Below are 18,578 nucleotides of genomic sequence, written 5' to 3'. Positions count from 1 at the left end.
TTTGCCATAAAAAAACGCCGCCCGAGGGGCGGCGTTTTCATGGTCGGTCGGCTTACTGCTTGAGCAGGCTGAAATTGGTCACCTGGACCAAGGCACCGCCGCTCATGAAGAAGCTGCCGAACTGGGTCTGCATCTCTGTGGTGACGTCGCCGCTCGGATCGAACTTCTCGTCCGGTGCCAGCAGCGAGCTGTGACCACCGGCTACGAAGCGGGCGGCGTGATGGTTGGCGGCACCGGTCGCGGTCAGCGGCTGCAGGGCCAGCACCTTGAACAGCGGCTCGGTCCCGCCCAGCGGCGCGGAGGCAATGCTGTTCGGGATCACCTGATCCGGCAGGTTCAGGGCACCATCACCGACGATCTCGGTGGCAAACAGCGGGAAGCTGGTGGCGATACCGCTGCCGAGGTTGATTGGATCAGCCGAATCCAGCACAGACTGGGCCGCGAAGCTGTAGCTCTGCAGCGTGCTGACCGCGCTCGCCTGAGTGGTCGCATCCAGGCTCGGCAGGAACTCGTTAACGAAGCAGGTCGCCACCGCCGTCTGGCAATTGGGCGCATAGGCGGTAAAGCCCGCCTTCAGCTCGACGCTGCCACTGGTCAGCACACCCATCTTGATGGTCGGGCCGAAGGTCGGCGAGTTCAGCAGCAGCGGGGCAATCCCGCCACCCGGCATCGCTAGGCCACCGGTATCGAACTTGAACAGGGCATCTGCTTGCGTATTGCCGAGCGTCTGGTTGGCCACCGCCAGTAGGTTGGTCCCCGTAATGGCGCCCAGGGAGTGACCGAGGAAGTGCACCTTGAGGCTGCCAGCCGTACCGATGACACTCTGGCTGTTGGCCAGACCGACCGCCAGACGCAGGCCCAGCAGATCCGCTACGCTCTGTTTCAGGTTGTCTCGCGCCACTGTCAGGTAGCTCAGGTTCAGATACGGCGTCGGATTGTCAGAGGTGGTCACGGTCGCCGTACTGCCGCTCAGGGAATAGCCACGCTCGCCGTGCAGCGGGTGATCGATCACCACCAGCGCCACCTTCTTGCCAGCCAACGAGCCCGCATAGATCTGGCTAAGCGCCAGAGCGTAGGCGTTTTCCTTCACCGAGGTGACGCCGTGCTGATAGATGATCACGTCGGTAATGGTGTTCAGGTCATCCTTGGCGAACACGCGCATCGGCACGGACTGCACCTCTTCAAGGGCAGGCAGCGGGTTGAAGCGGCCAATGTTCATTTCGGCATCCAGCGGCTTGCCACCCGAGGTCAGGGTGACCCCGATCAGCTTGCTCGCCTCGGCCAGCAGCTCGGCCTGGCGAGTCGGATCAGTGATCAGGGTAGCCAGCAAGTTGGGGTCAACCCCGGCCCCCACCAGCCCGGCGATCACTTCGCTGTCACCGGCTTTCAGCGCATTGGCGATGGCGTAGAGGCTGGGAATGGCGCCGTGCCAGGACTGGGTCTTGGCCTTGTCCCATGAACCGGCAGTCGCCGGCGAGGAGAGGAAATAGGGCAACTTGACGGTACCGGTATAGACCTTGGTCAGCTGGGCCAGCCCGTTGAGCGGGGTGCCGGTACCAAAGGCGGCGGCCAGCGCGTCTTTCTGCTCCTGGGGTAAAAATTGCTCGGCATCCAGCTGGGTCAGGAAGGAGTTGTTGCCAGTCACGGCTAGGGTATAGGTTCCGGGCAGGTTGGTGTTGCCCAGTGCATCCTGCTTCCACAGTTTGGCAGCATCCAGTGTCGCGGGATCGGCCTTGAGCACGGCCGCTGCGGCACCCTTCACCGCCAGCAGCACATCGGCGCCGGACTGGGTACCGAACCAGTCGGAGAAGATCACGTGATCGCTGGTGATGCCGGTTGCCGCCTTGAACAACCCCTCCTGCAGAGCGATCAGATTGGTGACGGTCTGTTCCTGCTCGGTGCCGCCCGAAGCAGTTCTGAAGCCGCTGTAGTCACCACCGGCCTTGAGCGGCGTGCCGCGGCTGTCTTTCAGGGTATCTGTCGCCACTATCATGTAGTAAGAGGCCGGGTTGAGCGGCTTGAGTGGCACCAGATTAAGCTTGCCGGATGCCTCGGTCACCACGAAATCCGTGCCGTAGGCCAGCACCTTTTTCACCCCGTTAGGGCGCTGGGCACTGTTGTCAAACGCCAACTCCAGCAGATAGAGAGGTGCGATGGCTGCGGCATAATCGCCCGCATTAGGGGCAGGAACCGACACCCCGGTCACTGTCGCGGGAACCAGCTGGATGGCCTGGGTCGTCGACCAGCCATCCAGAGTGGAGAGGGCCGAGACCGGGTTGGAGAGATCCTGGGTTTCAGTGGAAAATTTCAAGGTGCCATCGCTGGCACGAGGCGCCAACACGCTGGGACGCTGCCCGGTGGACCCGGTCAGGGCGTAATCAAGTGAACTGGTGCTGTCCCCCACATTGTCGTTTTCACCACCGCCACATCCGGCCAGCAGGGCACTGACCACGGCTGCACAAATCAGCTTCTTCTTCATTTTTTGTTCTCTGTATAGGTTGTTGTCCATCACAAGCCCACGGAGCTATGAACTGCTCCGACGTCTCGACGTTAACATAAAACCAACAACCAACAAGACTCATATTGGTCATTATTCATCCATTTTTGTGCTTGCAATCAAGGTTTTAGGTCAACAAGGGGCGCAAGGGTAGCAGTTGGCAAGCAAGGGCCAGAACCGACCAGATGGCCAACTGGCTCTGCACGTAAAAAGCCGTCCCGATCTCGGCAAAGCGAGGCAATTGTCGGTAGAATGTCTGCCAACGATTGAGGAGAACGTCATGATCGACCCGAAGAAACTGGAAGAGATCGCCAAACAGGTACACAACGCCCTGCCCCCCGGCATCCGCAGCATGGGTGAAGAGGCAGACAAGAAAATTCGTCAGGTACTGCAAGCCCAGCTGAACAAGCTGGACCTGGTCAGCCGTGAAGAGTTTGACGTACAGACCAAGGTGCTGCTGCGCACCCGGGAAAAACTGGCTGCTCTCGAGGCCAAGCTGGCACAGCTGGAACAACAGCTCGGCCCCAAAGGCGAATAATCGAAACCCCGGCCCAGGCCGGGGTTTTTGCTGGACGGGCAAAGCGGACTCCCGATTTCCTGCAAAAGAGCCCTCTTTCATCCTTGTGTCACAAAAGCGACCCCATGCTGCAGCATGGCGGCAGCAGATGAGTTAGCCTCCGTGAAAGTTGGACGCAGCACGGGAGTGGTCGTACGCCACGCCGGAATGACGACACAAGTACATGAAGCAGTTAAACTAAACAACACCGCATCCAGACCGCAAGGACGCCATGTCAGGACTCTTCTTAAAGACCGCCAAGGCCGTTGGCCGCAACGGGCTCTCATACCGCCTGCTCTCTTATATTCTGGTGTGCAGTACCGTATTGGCCATGATCATCACGGCGCTTCAGCTCGCCTGGGATTATCGCAAGGATGTGGCCGTCATCGAGGACAGCATCGGCCAGATTGAAGCCTCCTTCCTGCAGCCCATCGCCGCCAGCCTATGGAACCTGGACGAAGAGCAGGTCAAGGTACAGATCGAAGGGATCATGAACCTGCCCAACATGCAGTTCGTGATGGTCAAGGAGATGCTCGGCAATACCGAAGTGCCCTTGCTGACCCAGGGGGTGGAGCGCCAGAGCTACGACATCTCCCGCGAGTTCAACCTCACCTATCAGGATGAGGTGGTCGGCAAGTTGTTCGTCGCCGCTTCCCTCGAGCAGATCTACCAGCGCCTCATCGAAAAATCCGTGCTGATCCTGGTCAGCCAGACCATCAAAACCCTGGTGGTCTCATTCTGCATCCTGACCATCATCTACTACATGGTGGTCAGACACCTCAATCGCATCGTTCACTACGCCCAGAGATTCACTCTGGACAGTCTCGACATGGAGCTGGAGCTGGAAGGCCGCCCCCTGCCCCGCAAGAATCCTGACGAGCTGGACACCCTGGTCGCCTCCCTCAACCAGATGCGAACCCGCCTAAACGACGAGTTTGCCGCACGCCATCAGGCGGCGGAACAGCTGCAACAGGAGCGGGATTTCTCCGCCACCCTGATCAACTCGGCCAACATGGTTATCTGCTGCATGGAGCCGGATCTCTCCATCGCCAGCATCAATCCGGCAGCCATCATGCTGACCGGTTACCACCAGCAGGAGATTCTGCACCACAACTGGCTGGATCTGTTCGTCAGCAAGGAGCAGCAGGAGGAGCTGGCACTGACCCTCGCCAGCCAGGGCTATATAGAGGATAAAGAGGTCATGATGCAGGATCAGCAGGGCCACCAACTGGTGCTGCAGTGGACCTTCGCCCCCTTCTACGAGGGATTGAACCTCAAGTATCTGATCGGATTCGGTTATGACATCACCCGCCTCAAGAAGATCGAGCGGGAAATCAGCCAGCTCAACGAACAGCTGGAAGGCAAGGTAGTGGAGCGCACCCGCAGCCTGAGCGATGCCAACGACCAGCTTGGCAAGGCCTACGACGACCTGAAGCAGGCCCAGCAGACCCTGGTTGAGTCTGAGAAAATGGCTTCTCTCGGTTCGCTGGTGGCCGGGGTGGCTCATGAGATCAACACCCCCATCGGCATCAGCGTCACCGCGTCCTCCTACCTGCAGGAGCGGGTGGCCGACTTCAAGCAGCACATCGAGGCCAAACAGCTCTCCCGCTCCTACCTCAACGAGTTCACCGTCAACCTCGATGAGTCCATGCAGCTGCTGCAGGGCAACCTGCGCCGCGCCTCCGAGCTGATCGCCAGCTTCAAGCAGGTGGCCGTCGATCAATCATCCGAGGCTCGCTACAACTTCAACCTCGCCGACAACCTGCACCAGGTAGTGGTCTCCCTCGGCCACAAACTGAAGAAGGCCCAGTGCGAGGTGGATATCCAGTGCGATCCCAAGCTGTCGATCTTCTCCTTCCCCGGCAGCTTCACCCAGATCTACTCCAACCTGATCCTCAACTCCATCAACCATGGTTTCGAGAATTGGGACAAGCCGAAGAAGATCACCATCAAGGTGGAGCAGCAGGGCGAAGAGCTGATGATCGACTACAGCGACAACGGTCGCGGTATCCCGCCCGACATACTGCCCCGCATCTTCGATCCCTTCGTCACCTCCAAACGGGGTCATGGCGGCAGTGGTCTTGGCACCCACATCATCTACAACCTGGTGGTGCAGTTGCTGCGTGGCCGCATCCACTGCGCCAGCGAACCTGACAGCGGCGCCCAGTTCCATATTCGCCTGCCAATCCAGCATAACTGAGTGCCGGCTCTTGTGAGCTGGCCACTTTGTCCCCATCATGCTGTGATTGCATTCCAAATGAGCGGAGAATCTCGCAATGGCACAGCATTTTGACTATATCGCCATCGGCGGTGGCAGTGGTGGCATCGCCTCGGCCAACCGGGCTGCCATGTATGGCAAGAAAGTCGCCCTGATTGAAGCCAAAGAACTGGGTGGTACCTGCGTCAACGTCGGTTGTGTACCGAAAAAAGCCATGTGGTATGCCGGCCAGATCGCCGATGCCCTGAAATATGGCGCCGACTACGGCTTCGACACCACTCTCAACCACTTCAGCTGGGCCAAGTTGGTCGAGTCCCGCCAGGCCTATATCGGCCGCATTCATCAGTCCTACCAGAACGTGCTGGGCAAGAACCAGATCACCGTCATCAAGGGCTTCGCCCGCTTCGTCAGCAGCAACACCATCGAGGTGAACGGCGAGCAGTACAGCGCCGATCACATACTGATCGCCACCGGTGGCCGCCCCGAAGTGCCGGCCATTCCGGGTGCCGAACTGGGCATCGACTCCGACGGCTTCTTCGAGTTGCAAGAACAACCCAAGCGGGTTGCCGTGGTGGGTGCCGGTTATATCGCGGTGGAGATCGCCGGCGTGATGCAGGCGCTCGGCTCCGAGACCCACCTGGTGGTGCGCAAGCACGCACCGCTGCGCAACTTCGACCCCATGATCCACGAGACTCTGGTGGAGATCATGGCGCAGGAAGGACCCAAGCTGCACACCCACGCCATTCCGAAAGCCGTGGTCAAGAACGCCGACGAGAGCCTGACCCTGCAGCTGGAAGATGGCCGCCACCTCACGGTGGACTGCCTGATCTGGGCCATCGGCCGTGTCCCGGCCACCGACAACCTGAATCTGGCCGCAGCGGGTATCGAGCTGGACGAGAAAGGCTTTATCCCGACCGAAAAGTTCCAGAACACCGCCGTCGCCAATGTCTATGCCGTCGGTGACAACACCGGCCGCATCCAGCTCACCCCGGTGGCCGTCGCGGCGGGCCGTCGTCTCTCCGAGCGGCTGTTCAACAACAAGCCGGGCGAGCACCTCAGCTACGATCTGGTTCCGACCGTGGTGTTCAGCCACCCGCCCATCGGCACCATTGGGCTGACCGAGCCAGAAGCCATCGCCGAATACGGCGAGAGCCAGGTCAAGGTCTACCGCAGCCAGTTCACCGCCATGTACTCGGCGCTGACCCAGCATCGCCAACCCACCCGGATGAAGCTGGTCTGTGTCGGCCCGGAAGAGAAGGTGGTCGGCCTGCACGGCATTGGCTTTGCGATGGACGAAATCCTGCAGGGATTCGGCGTCGCCATGAAGATGGGTGCCACCAAGGCGGACTTCGACAACTGCGTGGCGATTCATCCCACCAGTGCCGAAGAATTTGTCACCATGCGCTAAGCTCTGACAAGATTTGTTGATTTATAAGTGATAGCAACGAAGTGATCGCAAACTATCACTGATTGAATCCAGCATCTCAAACCCGGCCAACGCCGGGTTTTTTCATCCCCCTATCCTTCCAACACCCTCGCTTTTACCCCGATACAGCCGCAGTGCAGGTTCTGATGCGCTCCCGGCAAGCTGGTGCTGCAGACCCAGCAGCTCAACGACATCTGGGGGCCGAGCCACAAGGAGGACACCCACTACCTTCGCATCGTCATCGCCAGCCTGCGCAAGAAGCTGGGGGATAATCCCCAACAACCCAGTCTGCATCGGCTACCGCTTTATTGGCAGCTGATGTTTCACGTGGAACGACACCAGCAACAACACAGGGCCAACAGACCGCAGCCACCAAGCAGCAGACCGAGATCCTGCAGCCAGGCGGCGATGGCGAGCCCCAGGCTGAGCAGCAGGTAGTAGCCGAGCCCGAACAGGGCGCCGGCACTGCCCGCCACCTCTCGATAGGCCAGCAGCGCCTGGCTCAGCACATTGGGGATCGCCAGCCCGAATGCCACCACCACTCCCGTCATGGGCAGCAGAAACCAGAGCGACGCCTGGCTCGCCCACACCAGCCAACCCGAGCCCAGCGCCAACACGGCGGCGAGCCGGATCAGGGAGGCAGGTGACCAGCCAAGCCCCAGCAGACGCTTGTTGAACAGACTGCCCCCCAGGGTCGCCAGTGCCAGCACGATACCGGAGTAACCAAACTCACCCGCGCTCAACCCCAGCCCGGCAAACAGAAAGGGCGCCAGACTGTAGTAGCCGAACAGCATGGTGTTGAACAGCGCCACCAGAGCGGCGCTGCGCCACAAACCGGTATCACGCACCATCCGGCATGCCAGCGGCCAGAGTGCCACTCGCTGGGTGGTGATCGGCCGGGTTTCCGGCAACTGCCGGCAGGCCATCAGCAACAAGCCGATTGCCAGTGCCAGCAGGCCGCCGCTCACCAGCCCCAGCACTGGGCTCAGGGAGAGCGCTATGCCCATCACCGAAAAGACCCGCGCCAGATCGCTGCCCTGATAGCTGTCGCGCAGCATGGTCTGGGTCACCACTGAGCCCACGGCGGCGCCGAAGGCTGCAATGACCCGGGCCAGCAGCAGGGTTTCAAACTGGGTGGCCAGCAACGCCAGCAGGGTGCCGGCGCCATAGGTCAACAACCCCGCCAGCATGGCTGGGCGCCGACCGATGAGATCGCACAGTCTGCCCCAGCAAACCACGCCCGCCGCAAACGCCAGAAAATAGACCGACAGGGTCTGGGATGCCTGCCCCTCGCTCACCCGAAACTCAGTGGCGATATGGGTCAGTACCGGGCTGTAGATGGTCTCCACTATCTGCGGAAACATCATCAGTCCGACCACCAGCCAGAGCGGTGGCAACTTGTTGTTCATGACAAACCTCCTTCACTAGAGGCCGTCATTCTAGAGTGACGCCGATTGTCCGATTACAATAAGCAAGACTATAAACATCAAGAATCGGACACATGGCCTTTATTCTTCCCGATCACCCTTTTGATCCGGACCAGCACGACGGCAGTGCCATCGGTATCGCCGCCGCCCTCGGCTGGCACGACTCTGGCCGCCACCAACACAGGCGCCATCAGCTGTTGTTCGCCCAGGCCGGCTGCATGACCATAGAGCTGGACGATCAGGTCTGCCTGCTGCCGCCGACGCGGGCCGCCTGGTTGCCGGCGGGTCTGCCCCATCGGGTGCTGATGCGCGGGGTGGTGGCCTATCGCTCCCTCTATTTCAAACCCGAACCCGGCTTGCTGGCCGAGATGGCGGTGCTGGCGGTCAACCCGCTGCTACGGGAGATCATCGAACGGATGGCGCTCTGGCCGTGGGACAAGCCGGAGGCAGAGCAGACCTGCACACTGGCATTATTGAAAGAGGAGCTGGCGCAAGCGCCGCGGGAATCCTGGCAGTTGCCGCTGCCGTCAGACGTGCGTCTGGCCGGCTGGCTGCAGGAGGTGAAACAGGGCGATGCCCTGCCCGATCGGCTCAACCGGCTGGCCGAACGGGTGGGTGCCAGTGACAAGACCATAGGCCGCATCTTCATGCGGGAGACCGGCATGAGCTACCAGGCCTGGCGTCAGCAGTGGCGACTGCTGCGGGCGCTGGAGCTGCTGGCAGAAGCCGAGCCCATCAGTCGGGTGGCGGCTGCGCTGGAGTTCGCCAGCGACAGCGCCTTCATCGCCTTCTTCAGGCAACATATGGGGCAGACCCCCTTGCGCTATCTCAACTCTCGGGGTGAGTCGCATCGGCCGAGCTCGCCTCCACCACCAGGGTATCCAGCGCCAGCGGCTTGAGGTTGTGAATGGCTTCCGCCACCACGGCATGGGAGGCCTGCTGCTGCTGGGCCAATATTTCCTGCTCCAGCTTGACGCTGTCCAGTTCGGGTCTGGGGTATTCGTCGGCCATGACGTTCAGGCTCAGGCTGCTGGCAATCAAGGTTGCGATCAGGATTTTCATCTGGTGTGCTCCGGTGTGGTTGAGATGACCAGATAACTATTCCAATTGTCGTGCCACATCTATAACAACATGATTTTGTTTAAATTAATTGTTTTTAGATAATAAATGGCGCCAGTTGGAAAACATCCTGTAGTCAGGATTGAACCAACAAGTGGTTATTTTCACCACACTAGATTTTGCCTGCTGTTCCACGTGGAACGTCCCATTTTTTTGATCGACACCCGCTTTTAAACTGAGCTATGGTGCTAGCTCCCCCGTAACTGACTCTGGATCTGTCACCGAATGGAATTTTCCTTGTTCGGCGAGAAGTTCACTCGCCATGCCGGTATTACCCAACTCATGGATGACCTTAATCAGGGGCTGACCAATCCGGACGCCATCATGTTGGGTGGCGGCAACCCAGCCCCCATCCCCGCCATGCTGGAACGCTTTCAGGCCGAGGCCAAGACCCTGCTCGACAACGGCGAGCTGGTGAAGGCGATGGCCAACTACGATGGCCCCCAGGGCAAGGACAGGTTCACCAAGGCGCTGGCGGCCCTGCTCAGCAAGGAGCTGGGTTGGGAGATCTCGGCCCGCAACATCGCACTAACCAACGGCAGCCAGAACGCCTTCTTCTATCTGTTCAACCTGCTGGCGGGCGAATTTGCCGATGGCCGCAAGAAGAAGGTGCTGTTCCCGCTCGCTCCCGAGTACATCGGTTATGCCGACTCGGCTCTGGCGGACGACTACTTCGTGGCCTACAAACCCACCATCGAGAAACTGCCCGACGGCCAGTTCAAATACCACGTGGACTTCGAAAGCCTGCAGGTGGGTGACGACATCGGGGTGATCTGCGTCTCCCGGCCGACCAACCCGACCGGCAACGTGCTGACCGATGAAGAGATCGAGCACCTCGATCAGATCGCCCGCGACAAGGGTATTCCGCTGCTGATCGACAACGCCTATGGCGTCCCCTTCCCTGGCATCATCTTCAGCGAGGCCAAGCCGTTCTGGAACGCCAACACCATCCTCTGCATGAGCCTCTCCAAGCTGGGGTTGCCGGGCACCCGCTGCGGCATCGTCATCGCCGACGAGAAGATCATTCAGGCCATCACCAACCTGAGCGGCATCATCAATCTGGCACCGGGCAGTCTGGGCCCCGCCATCACCATTCCGATGATCGAGAGCGGCGAGATCATCGCCCTCAGCGAGCAGGTGGTGAAACCCTTCTATCGGCAGAAGGCGGAGCTGGCGGTGCAACTGCTGCGCGAAGCCATCCCCGACTCGCGCTTCCACATCCACAAGCCGGAAGGCGCCCTCTTCCTCTGGCTCTGGTTCGAAGGCTTGCCGATCCACTGCCAGGCATTGTACGAGCGATTGAAAGCGAAGAACCTGCTGATCGTGCCGGGCCACTACTTCTTCCCCGGCATCGATGACCCGGAGTGGCGTCACAGCCGGGAGTGCATCCGCCTCAACTACTCCCAGAGCGAGGAGCTGGTGCGGCGCGGCATCGCCATCCTGGCCGACGAGATCAACGCCCTCTACGCCGACTAATCCGCCCGGCGATACAAAAACAGAGAGGCCTGCGAATGCAGGCCTCTCTTCTATCAGCTGGTCAGCGGTACTGTTTAGCCGGGCAGCGCCAGCTGCTCGGGCTTGCCGATGGGGATGGCGCGGGGCTTGAGCGCCTCCGGCAGCTCGCGGGCCAGCTCTATGGTCAGCAGGCCATGCTCCAGCTTGGCACCTTGCACCTCTACATGCTGGCTCAGCTTGAAGGCGAGCTCGAAGTCCCGCTCGGCGATCCCCTGATGGAGGAACTGGCGCTCACCCATGGTGGCGACCTTGCGCCCCTTCACCTTGAGGGTGCCGTTTTCGGTCTCCAGCTCCAGCTCATTGCGATCGAAACCAGCCACGGCAACCGTGATGAGGTAGCTGTCGTGATCGCGTTTTTCGATGTTGTACGGGGGGTAGGCCGAGGTCTTCTGATCGAACAGGCCTTCCAGCTCACGGGCCATCCGCTCGAAGCCGACGGCATTGGAATAGAGATGAGAAAAATCGAGGTTACGCATGATCCTATCCTTCTATAAAGCAACAGGGTTTACTCTCCACGGGCCCGTCAATCGGCACCCGGGAAACATCAATAATGCAACGAGGTCAGGCTATCAGCTGTTGATCTCGATCTTGCGGGGCTTCATCGCCTCGGGCACTTCGCGCACCAGGTCGATGTGCAGCAGACCGTTCTTCAGATCGGCCCCCTTCACCCGCACATAGTCGGCCAGCTGGAAGCGACGCTCGAAGCCGCGTTCGGCTATGCCTTGATAGAGGTAGTTACGCTCGGTATCGGCCTGCTTGTTGCCCTTCACCGTCAGCAGATTTTCCTGGAAGCTCAGCTCCAGCTCTTCCTGGGTAAAGCCCGCCACCGCCATGCTGATGCGGTAGTCGCTGTCACCCAGCTGTTCGATGTTGTAGGGGGGATAACCGGCATTGCCATTGCTGGCCGCAGATTCGATGAGATTGGCCAGACGATCGAAACCGATGGCAGAACGATAGAGCGGAGAAAAGTCGATAGAACGCATAGTATTATCCTCTTTTGAGCGATAACCGATTGTTTACCCTCCTGATGGACGGGTGCCTGGTCGAAACCTCTGTCGAGCGTTCCGGCCTTGATATCTATATAGGGGCCCGCTTTCGGCTTTCAAGGGCTCTGATCGAAAAATCTTCTCTCCGCCCATTTGCTGGCTTTTTCCTTATTGGGCTTCCTCCCCCAGTCACAAACGACTGAAGAGCTGAGGGCCACAGCATGTCCCGTTGCAAACCAGAAAGGGGGCTGGAGCCAACCTTCACTTTCTCCGATGATACTCTGCCGTCGATCGCCTGTTTGCCGAGTGGCAAGTGCGCGGACTCACTCTGATCCAGGAAACGACCCGGATGGAGTTTGGTTACACCTGCATGACTCTCGATCCGGACGGCCATCGTCTGCGCCTCTACTGTCCGGCAGCCGAACTCATATAAGTCTGTACAGTCACACTAAGGAGGAGCCATGTTTCACGTGGAACGTGCCACTTTCTCCGCCAGAAAAACAAAAAGCCGCTCACAGGGAGCGGCTTTTTAATATCGTACTGATGCGTCGAATTAGACGTCGAGGTTGGCCACCCGCAGGGCGTTGGTCTCGATGAAATCGCGACGCGGCTCTACTGCATCACCCATCAGGGTGGAGAAGAGCTGGTCGGCACCGACGGCGTCATCAATGGTGACGCGCAGCATGCGACGGGCTTCCGGATCCATGGTGGTTTCCCACAGCTGATCCGGGTTCATCTCGCCCAGCCCTTTATAGCGCTGGATGTAGATGCCACGCTTGCCTTCATTCATCAGCCACTCGACCGCTTCAACGAAGCTGGAGACCGGCTTCACCTTCTCGCCACGCTTGATGTAACCACCTTCCTCGATCAGGTTGGCGATCTCCTTGCCCAAGGAGACCAGCTGGCGGTACTCGGAGGATTGCAGGAAGTCGTAGCTGATCGGGTATTCGCGGTCGACACCGTGCTGACGCACCACGGCGTGCGGCACGAACAGACGACGCTCTTCGTCGCGACGCACCTGCATCTGGTACTGGATGCCCTGGTTGCTCTCGTTGAGCACGGCTTCCATGCTCTGACACCAGACCTGCAGATCGCTTTCGCTGGTCAGCAGGGCTTCGTTCAGTTCCGGCTGATAGATCAGCTGGGTCAGCACGGCTTCCGGCGCACGGCGGGACATGCGGGTGATCAGGTGAGTCACGGCGCGATGCTGGTTGACCAGACGCTCCAGTGCCTCACCACCGATGGCCGGGGCGGACTCGTTGACGTGCAGGGTCGCACCATCCAGCGCCATGGCGGTCTGGTACTGCAGCAGCGCATCCTCGTCTTTCAGATACTGCTCCTGCTTGCCCTTCTTCACCTTGTAGAGCGGTGGCTGGGCGATATAGACGTAGCCACGCTCGATGATTTCCGGCATCTGGCGATAAAAGAAGGTCAGCAGCAGGGTTCGGATGTGCGCACCATCGACGTCCGCATCCGTCATGATGATGATGTTGTGATAGCGCAGCTTGTCCGGGTTGTATTCGTCACGACCGATGCCGCAGCCCAGCGCGGTGATCAGGGTGCCCACCTCTTGCGAGGAGATCATCTTGTCGAAACGGGCCTTCTCCACGTTCAGGATCTTGCCCTTGAGAGGCAGGATGGCCTGGTTCTTACGATTGCGACCCTGCTTGGCGGAACCACCCGCAGAGTCACCCTCCACTATGTAGAGTTCGGAGAGCGCCGGGTCTTTCTCCTGACAGTCCGCCAGCTTGCCGGGCAGACCTGCGATGTCCAGCGCGCCTTTACGGCGGGTCAGTTCGCGGGCCTTGCGGGCCGCTTCACGGGCGCGGGCCGCATCGATGATCTTGTTGACCACGATTTTGGCATCGCCCGGGTTTTCCAGCAGGAAGTCGGCCAGCTTCTCGCCCATCGCCTGTTCGACCGCAGTCTTCACTTCAGAAGAAACCAGCTTGTCCTTGGTCTGGGAGGAGAACTTGGGATCCGGCACCTTGACGGAGATAACGGCAATCAAACCTTCACGCACGTCGTCACCACTGGCGGCAGATTTGGCCTTCTTGCTGTAATCCTCTTTGTCCATATAGGAGTTGAGGGTACGGGTCAGCGCGGTACGGAAGCCCACCAGGTGGGTACCGCCATCACGCTGTGGAATGTTGTTGGTAAAGCAGTAGACCCCTTCCTGATAGGCGTCGTTCCACTGCATGGCGACTTCGACGCCGATACCGTCCTGTTCGGTGGTGAAGTGGAACACCTTCGGGTGGATCGGGGTCTTGTTCTGGTTCAGGTACTCGACGAACGCCTTGATGCCGCCTTCGTAGCAGAAGTGCGCCTCGCGGCCGTCACGCTCGTCCATCAGACGGATGGAAACACCGGAGTTGAGGAAGGAGAGCTCGCGCAGGCGCTTGGCCAGGATCTCGTAGTGGAACAGGGTGTCGCTGAAAATGGTCGGGCTCGGCCAGAAGCGCACTTCGGTTCCGGTAGTGGTGGCATCACCGATCTGCTTGAGCGGTGCCTGTGGCTCGCCCAGGTGATAGGTCTGCTCGTAGACGTGACCGTTGCGACGAATGGTCAGCAGCAGCTTGTCAGAGAGGGCGTTTACGACGGAGACACCCACACCGTGCAGACCACCGGATACCTTGTAGGAGTTGTCGTCGAACTTACCGCCGGCGTGGAGCACCGTCATGATGACTTCGGCAGCGGAACGGCCCTCTTCCGGGTGAATATCGACCGGAATGCCACGACCGTTGTCGCGGACGGAAACGGAGCCGTCGGAATGGATCTTGACCTGAATCTCGGAGCAGTAGCCAGCGAGCGCCTCGTCAATGGAGTTATCGACCACTTCGAACACCATGTGGTGCAGGCCCGAGCCATCATCCGTATCGCCGATATACATCCCCGGGCGCTTGCGGACCGCATCCAGGCCCTTCAGTACCTTGATATTCGAGGAGTCGTAAGTATTTTCACTCATAGCTTACTCTCTGCCTTCTCTAACGTTTCGGAGATCTTGCCTTGTTCCACGTGGAACAACTTGCAGTCATTCGCATCCATCATGTCTGCGAGCTGACCGGTGTCGATGGCGGTGATGAACACCTGGGACGCACACTGCTTCAGCCTTGCGGCCAGCAAACGACGCTTCTCGACATCCAGCTCAGAGGCAAAATCGTCAATTAAAAAAATACAGCCACGGCTGCTATGTTGATTCAAATAGAGCCCTTGGGCCAGCCGCATGGCACAGACCAGCAACTTCAACTGACCCCGGGACAAAATATCCTGAGCAGGCACCCCGTTCGCCTTGAGGCGCACATCGGCTTTCTGTGGACCGACGCCGGTATAGCCCAGCGACCGATCCCGCTCAAATCCCGCCTCAAGCAACTCGTTGAGGGGGGTATCTTTCTCCCAGCCTCGATAGAAACCTAGGCTGATATCGAATTCCGGCAAAAAGTCCGCCGTCATCTCCTTGATAAGGGGCGTAATAGCCTGACAATAGTTGGCGCGAAACGCCGCCAACTCGCCCCCCAACCGCACCAGCTCCTGATCCCAAAACGCCAGCTGGCGATACTGGGTGCTCTGGCGCAGCAGCGCATTGCGTTGTTTCAGCAGGCGCCGCACTCGACCCCACAGGGCGAAGAAGGTCGGCTCTTGATGAAAAACGCCCCAGTCGAGCCAAGCCCGGCGAGCCTGGGGCCCGCCGGTCAGCAGATTGAAGCCATCTGGATGGATCAACTGCACCGGCAGCAGCTCGGCCAGATCGGCCAGACGCTGGGCCTGGGCCCCGGCAATCTTGAGCTGGGTCTCGCCACTCTTGTCCTTGGCGAGACCGATGGGGACCTGGCGCCCCTCCAGTTCGCACTGGGCGAACAGGGTAAACGCCCTCTCCCCCTGGCGGATGACCCGCCCGGTCAGGTGAGTGCGAAAGGAGCGCCCCAGACCGAGGTAGTGAATGGCTTCCAGCACGCTGGTCTTGCCGCTGCCATTGCACCCGACCAGGATGTTGAGGCCGGGTGACAGCTTGAGACTGGCTTGCTGGATATTGCGAAAGTCGCTGAGCTGGAGTTTGACCAGAGACACGACTAGATCCGCATCGGCATTACCACGTACTGAGCATCCTGATTGTCAAAATCCTCAATAATGGCACTGCTGACGGAATCGCTCAGACTGACCCGGATTTGGTCACATTTTAACGTATTCAGCACGTCCAGCACATAAGAGACGTTGAAGCCGATCTCCATCTCGCCAGCGGCATATTGTACGTCAAGCAGCTCTTCGGCTTCTTCCTGTTCCGGGTTGTTGGCGGTGATGCGCAGCAGGTTTTCCTGCAGATTGAGACGCACACCACGGAATTTCTCGTTGGAGAGGATGGCGGCACGGGCAAAGGCCTGGCGCAGATCCTCGCGACCGGCGATCAGGGCCTTGTCGCTGTTGCGCGGAATGACACGGCGCCAGTCCGGGAAGCGGCCATCCACCAGCTTGGAGGTGAAGATGAAACCGTCGAGGGCGGCGCGCAGGTTGCTGCGACCGATCTGCAGCCGCACCGGCTTGTCTTCCGCCTCCAGCAGACGCACCAGTTCCAGTACCCCTTTGCGCGGCAGGATAACCTGATGATCGGGCAGCGATTCCCCCACTACCTCGCGGCGGCAGGTAGCCAAACGGTGACCATCGGTCGCCACAGTGCGCAAGCCATGCCCTTCGCTCTCGAACAGCATGCCGTTCAGGTAGTAGCGTACGTCCTGGCTCGCCATGGAGAACTGGGTAGCATCGATCAGCTTCTTCAGTTCCAGCTGGCTGATGTCGAACTCGAGCACGGACTCCCAGTCCTCGATGTTCGGGTATTCGGTCGCCGGCAGGGTCGACAGGTTGAAGCGGGAGCGGCCGGAACGGATGATCAGGCGCTCGCCTTCGGTATTGAGACGGATCTCGGCGCCTTCCGGCAGGCCGCGGCAGATATCCAGCAGCTTGCGTGCCGGCACTGTGGTGCGGCCATCTTCACTGGCCCCGTTCAGATAGACCTGACCGATCATCTCCACTTCGAGATCGGTACCGGTCAGTGACAGCAGACCGTTGCTGACATCAAGCAGCACGTTGCCGAGGATCGGCAGGGTCGGTCGGCCACCGAGGGCGCCGGACACCAGTTGCAGAGGACGTAACAGGGCCTCACGGCTAATTTCGAGCTGCATCTGTGCTCTCCGTAGTGATTAGGAGGAAAGGATTCGGATCAGGTTGGAATATTCGATCTGCATCTGTGCACTTGGTTCCGTTATCAGGAAGAAAGGGTACGGATCAGGTTGGAATAGTCCTCCTTGATGTCGTGACTCTCCTCCTTCAGCTGCTCGATCTTGCGGCAGGCATGAAGAACGGTGGTGTGGTCACGGCCACCAAAGGCATCACCTATCTCCGGCAAACTGTGGTTGGTCAGCTCCTTGGCCAGCGCCATCGCCAACTGGCGAGGACGGGCGACGGAGCGGGAACGGCGCTTGGAGAGCAGATCCGCCAGCTTGATCTTGTAGTACTCCGCCACCGTCTTCTGGATATTGTCGATGGTGACCAGCTTCTCCTGCAACGCCAAGAGATCGCGCAGCGCTTCGCGCACGAAATCGATGTTGATGGCACGGCCGGTAAAGTTGGCGTTGGCGATCACCCGGTTAAGAGCCCCTTCCAGCTCACGGACGTTGGAACGCAGCCGCTTGGCGATGAAGAAGGCCACTTCGTCCGGCAGGTGGATCTGGTTCTCGTCCGCCTTGCGCATCAGGATGGCAACCCGGGTCTCCAGCTCCGGCGGCTCGATCGCCACGGTCAGGCCCCAGCCGAAGCGGGACTTGAGACGATCCTCGACACCGTTGATCTCCTTCGGATAGCGATCCGAGGTCAGGATGATCTGCTGGTTGCCTTCGAGCAGGGCGTTGAAGGTGTGGAAGAACTCCTCCTGGGAGCGTTCCTTGTTGGCGAAGAACTGGATGTCATCAATGAGCAGGGCGTCGACGCTGCGGTAATAGCGCTTGAACTCTTCAATGGCGTTGTTCTGCAGCGCCTTCACCATGTCCTGGACGAACCGCTCGGAGTGCATATAGATGACTTTCGCATCTTTTTTGCTCTCCTTGATGGCGTTACCGACGGCGTGCAGCAGGTGAGTTTTACCCAGACCAGTGCCGCCATAGAGGAACAGCGGGTTGTAAGCGCCACCCGGGTTATCCGCCACCTGACGGGCAGCCGCACGGGCCAACTGGTTGGACTTACCTTCGACGAAATTCTCGAAGGTATAGTTCACGTTGGTGTTGCTCTTGTGGTTCGGTTCCGGCTTGGCTTCGGCCTTGCTTTCCCAGCTCTTCTGCAAGTTATTCACAGGTGCGGCGCCCTGTGCCGGCGCTCTGGCGACGGCCACGGGATGGGGACGATTACCGATATCAAAACGCAGGGCGGGGCCATCGACCCCGCAGAGTTCATTGATGATGCCGTTCACCCGGATGAGGTACTTGTCTCGTACCCAGTCCAGAACGAAGCGATTCGGTGCATACAGGGTCAGAGTATTGTCACTCAACTCCGCTTGAAGCGGCCGGATCCACATGCTGAATTCTGCCGAGGGCAACTCATCTTGCAGCCGGTTAAGGCACTGCTGCCATAGCGAAGCAGTCACTCTAAACTCCTGTCGATTGATTAACTAAAGACCGGCTATTCTACTTTTTTAGCCGCCGGATCTCCAGCCGTCACCCCGTGGATCCAGCAAATAAGATCCTTGACTTTCAAGGATCCAGCGCCATTGGATCATCATTCATCCCCAAAGTTACCCACAGCTTGATCCACCGCCATAAACGATGGATCCGGACCTCATCGTCATGTTATTTC

Annotated in this window: 14 protein-coding genes and 2 pseudogenes; 7 read left to right on the top strand and 9 right to left on the bottom strand. The window is 59.4% G+C overall.

The window, feature by feature from the left end; translation table 11 throughout:
* Positions 1-52: 52 nt before the first annotated feature.
* Positions 53-2,479 (bottom strand): VolA/Pla-1 family phospholipase, encoded by a 2,427-nt coding sequence (locus LA321_RS06685; protein WP_042073463.1) that lies wholly within the window; start codon positions 2,477-2,479, stop codon positions 53-55.
* A 298-nt stretch (positions 2,480-2,777) separates the two neighbouring features.
* Here LA321_RS06685 and ubiK point away from each other — a divergent pair, with 298 nt between their 5' ends.
* From ubiK to LA321_RS06665, 4 genes and pseudogenes are all read left to right on the top strand, one after another.
* Positions 2,778-3,035 (top strand): ubiquinone biosynthesis accessory factor UbiK, encoded by a 258-nt coding sequence (gene ubiK / locus LA321_RS06680; RefSeq protein WP_042027076.1) that lies wholly within the window; start codon positions 2,778-2,780, stop codon positions 3,033-3,035.
* Positions 3,036-3,285: 250 nt separating this feature from the next.
* Positions 3,286-5,253 (top strand): ATP-binding protein, encoded by a 1,968-nt coding sequence (locus tag LA321_RS06675; RefSeq protein WP_042073466.1) that lies wholly within the window; start codon positions 3,286-3,288, stop codon positions 5,251-5,253.
* Between the two features lie 76 nt (positions 5,254-5,329).
* Entirely contained in the window at positions 5,330-6,679 is a 1,350-nt protein-coding gene (gene gorA / locus LA321_RS06670; RefSeq protein ID WP_042073467.1) for a glutathione-disulfide reductase, read from the top strand.
* A gap of 165 nt (positions 6,680-6,844) precedes the next feature.
* Positions 6,845-7,016: pseudogene (locus LA321_RS06665) on the top strand (winged helix-turn-helix domain-containing protein); the annotation flags it as partial.
* A 4-nt stretch (positions 7,017-7,020) separates the two neighbouring features.
* On the opposite strand, the gene LA321_RS06660 reads toward LA321_RS06665, so the two are convergent.
* The gene (locus LA321_RS06660; RefSeq protein ID WP_042073471.1) at positions 7,021-8,106 is read right to left on the bottom strand and encodes an MFS transporter; all 1,086 of its coding nucleotides are present in this window, start codon (positions 8,104-8,106) and stop codon (positions 7,021-7,023) included.
* Positions 8,107-8,198: 92 nt separating this feature from the next.
* On the opposite strand from LA321_RS06660, the gene LA321_RS06655 reads away from it, so the two are divergent.
* A complete protein-coding gene (locus tag LA321_RS06655; protein WP_042073474.1) occupies positions 8,199-9,023 on the top strand; it encodes an AraC family transcriptional regulator in 825 nt (274 codons plus the stop codon).
* Here the strand turns inward: LA321_RS06655 and LA321_RS06650 are convergent.
* Positions 8,953-9,186, bottom strand: a complete 234-nt coding sequence (locus LA321_RS06650) for a hypothetical protein (RefSeq protein ID WP_005307116.1) — start codon at positions 9,184-9,186, stop codon at positions 8,953-8,955. The genes LA321_RS06655 and LA321_RS06650 overlap by 71 nt on opposite strands.
* A 282-nt stretch (positions 9,187-9,468) precedes the next feature.
* Between LA321_RS06650 and LA321_RS06645 the strand changes: the two genes are divergently transcribed.
* The gene (locus tag LA321_RS06645; protein ID WP_042073476.1) at positions 9,469-10,719 is read left to right on the top strand and encodes a valine--pyruvate transaminase; all 1,251 of its coding nucleotides are present in this window, start codon (positions 9,469-9,471) and stop codon (positions 10,717-10,719) included.
* Between the two features lie 74 nt (positions 10,720-10,793).
* Here the strand turns inward: LA321_RS06645 and LA321_RS06640 are convergent, their stop codons facing one another.
* Entirely contained in the window at positions 10,794-11,234 is a 441-nt protein-coding gene (locus tag LA321_RS06640; protein WP_010635613.1) for an Hsp20 family protein, read from the bottom strand.
* 93 nt (positions 11,235-11,327) lie between these two features.
* Positions 11,328-11,741 carry an Hsp20 family protein gene (locus tag LA321_RS06635; protein ID WP_042073479.1) on the bottom strand — a complete coding sequence of 138 codons (414 nt, stop codon included), beginning with the start codon at positions 11,739-11,741 and terminating at the stop codon, positions 11,328-11,330.
* 283 nt (positions 11,742-12,024) lie between these two features.
* Here LA321_RS06635 and LA321_RS20265 point away from each other — a divergent pair.
* Positions 12,025-12,177 (top strand): annotated as a pseudogene (locus LA321_RS20265) (drug:proton antiporter); the annotation flags it as partial.
* 120 nt (positions 12,178-12,297) lie between these two features.
* On the opposite strand, the gene gyrB reads toward LA321_RS20265, so the two are convergent.
* From gyrB to dnaA, 4 genes are all read right to left on the bottom strand, one after another.
* Positions 12,298-14,709, bottom strand: coding sequence for a DNA topoisomerase (ATP-hydrolyzing) subunit B (gene gyrB / locus LA321_RS06630; RefSeq protein ID WP_042073480.1), 2,412 nt, complete (start codon positions 14,707-14,709; stop codon positions 12,298-12,300).
* The gene (gene recF / locus LA321_RS06625) at positions 14,706-15,809 is read right to left on the bottom strand and encodes a DNA replication/repair protein RecF (protein WP_042073481.1); all 1,104 of its coding nucleotides are present in this window, start codon (positions 15,807-15,809) and stop codon (positions 14,706-14,708) included. The genes gyrB and recF overlap by 4 nt, the downstream gene beginning before the upstream one ends.
* A gap of 2 nt (positions 15,810-15,811) precedes the next feature.
* Positions 15,812-16,915 carry a DNA polymerase III subunit beta gene (gene dnaN / locus LA321_RS06620; RefSeq protein ID WP_026456354.1) on the bottom strand — a complete coding sequence of 368 codons (1,104 nt, stop codon included), beginning with the start codon at positions 16,913-16,915 and terminating at the stop codon, positions 15,812-15,814.
* Positions 16,916-16,998: 83 nt separating this feature from the next.
* The gene (gene dnaA, locus LA321_RS06615) at positions 16,999-18,369 is read right to left on the bottom strand and encodes a chromosomal replication initiator protein DnaA (protein ID WP_042027058.1); all 1,371 of its coding nucleotides are present in this window, start codon (positions 18,367-18,369) and stop codon (positions 16,999-17,001) included.
* Positions 18,370-18,578 lie beyond the last annotated feature (209 nt).

Origin of the sequence: Aeromonas enteropelogenes (genome assembly GCF_020097295.1) — a bacterium.
GTDB lineage: Bacteria > Pseudomonadota > Gammaproteobacteria > Enterobacterales > Aeromonadaceae > Aeromonas > Aeromonas enteropelogenes.
This window is presented reverse-complemented; position numbering and strand designations above follow the sequence as displayed.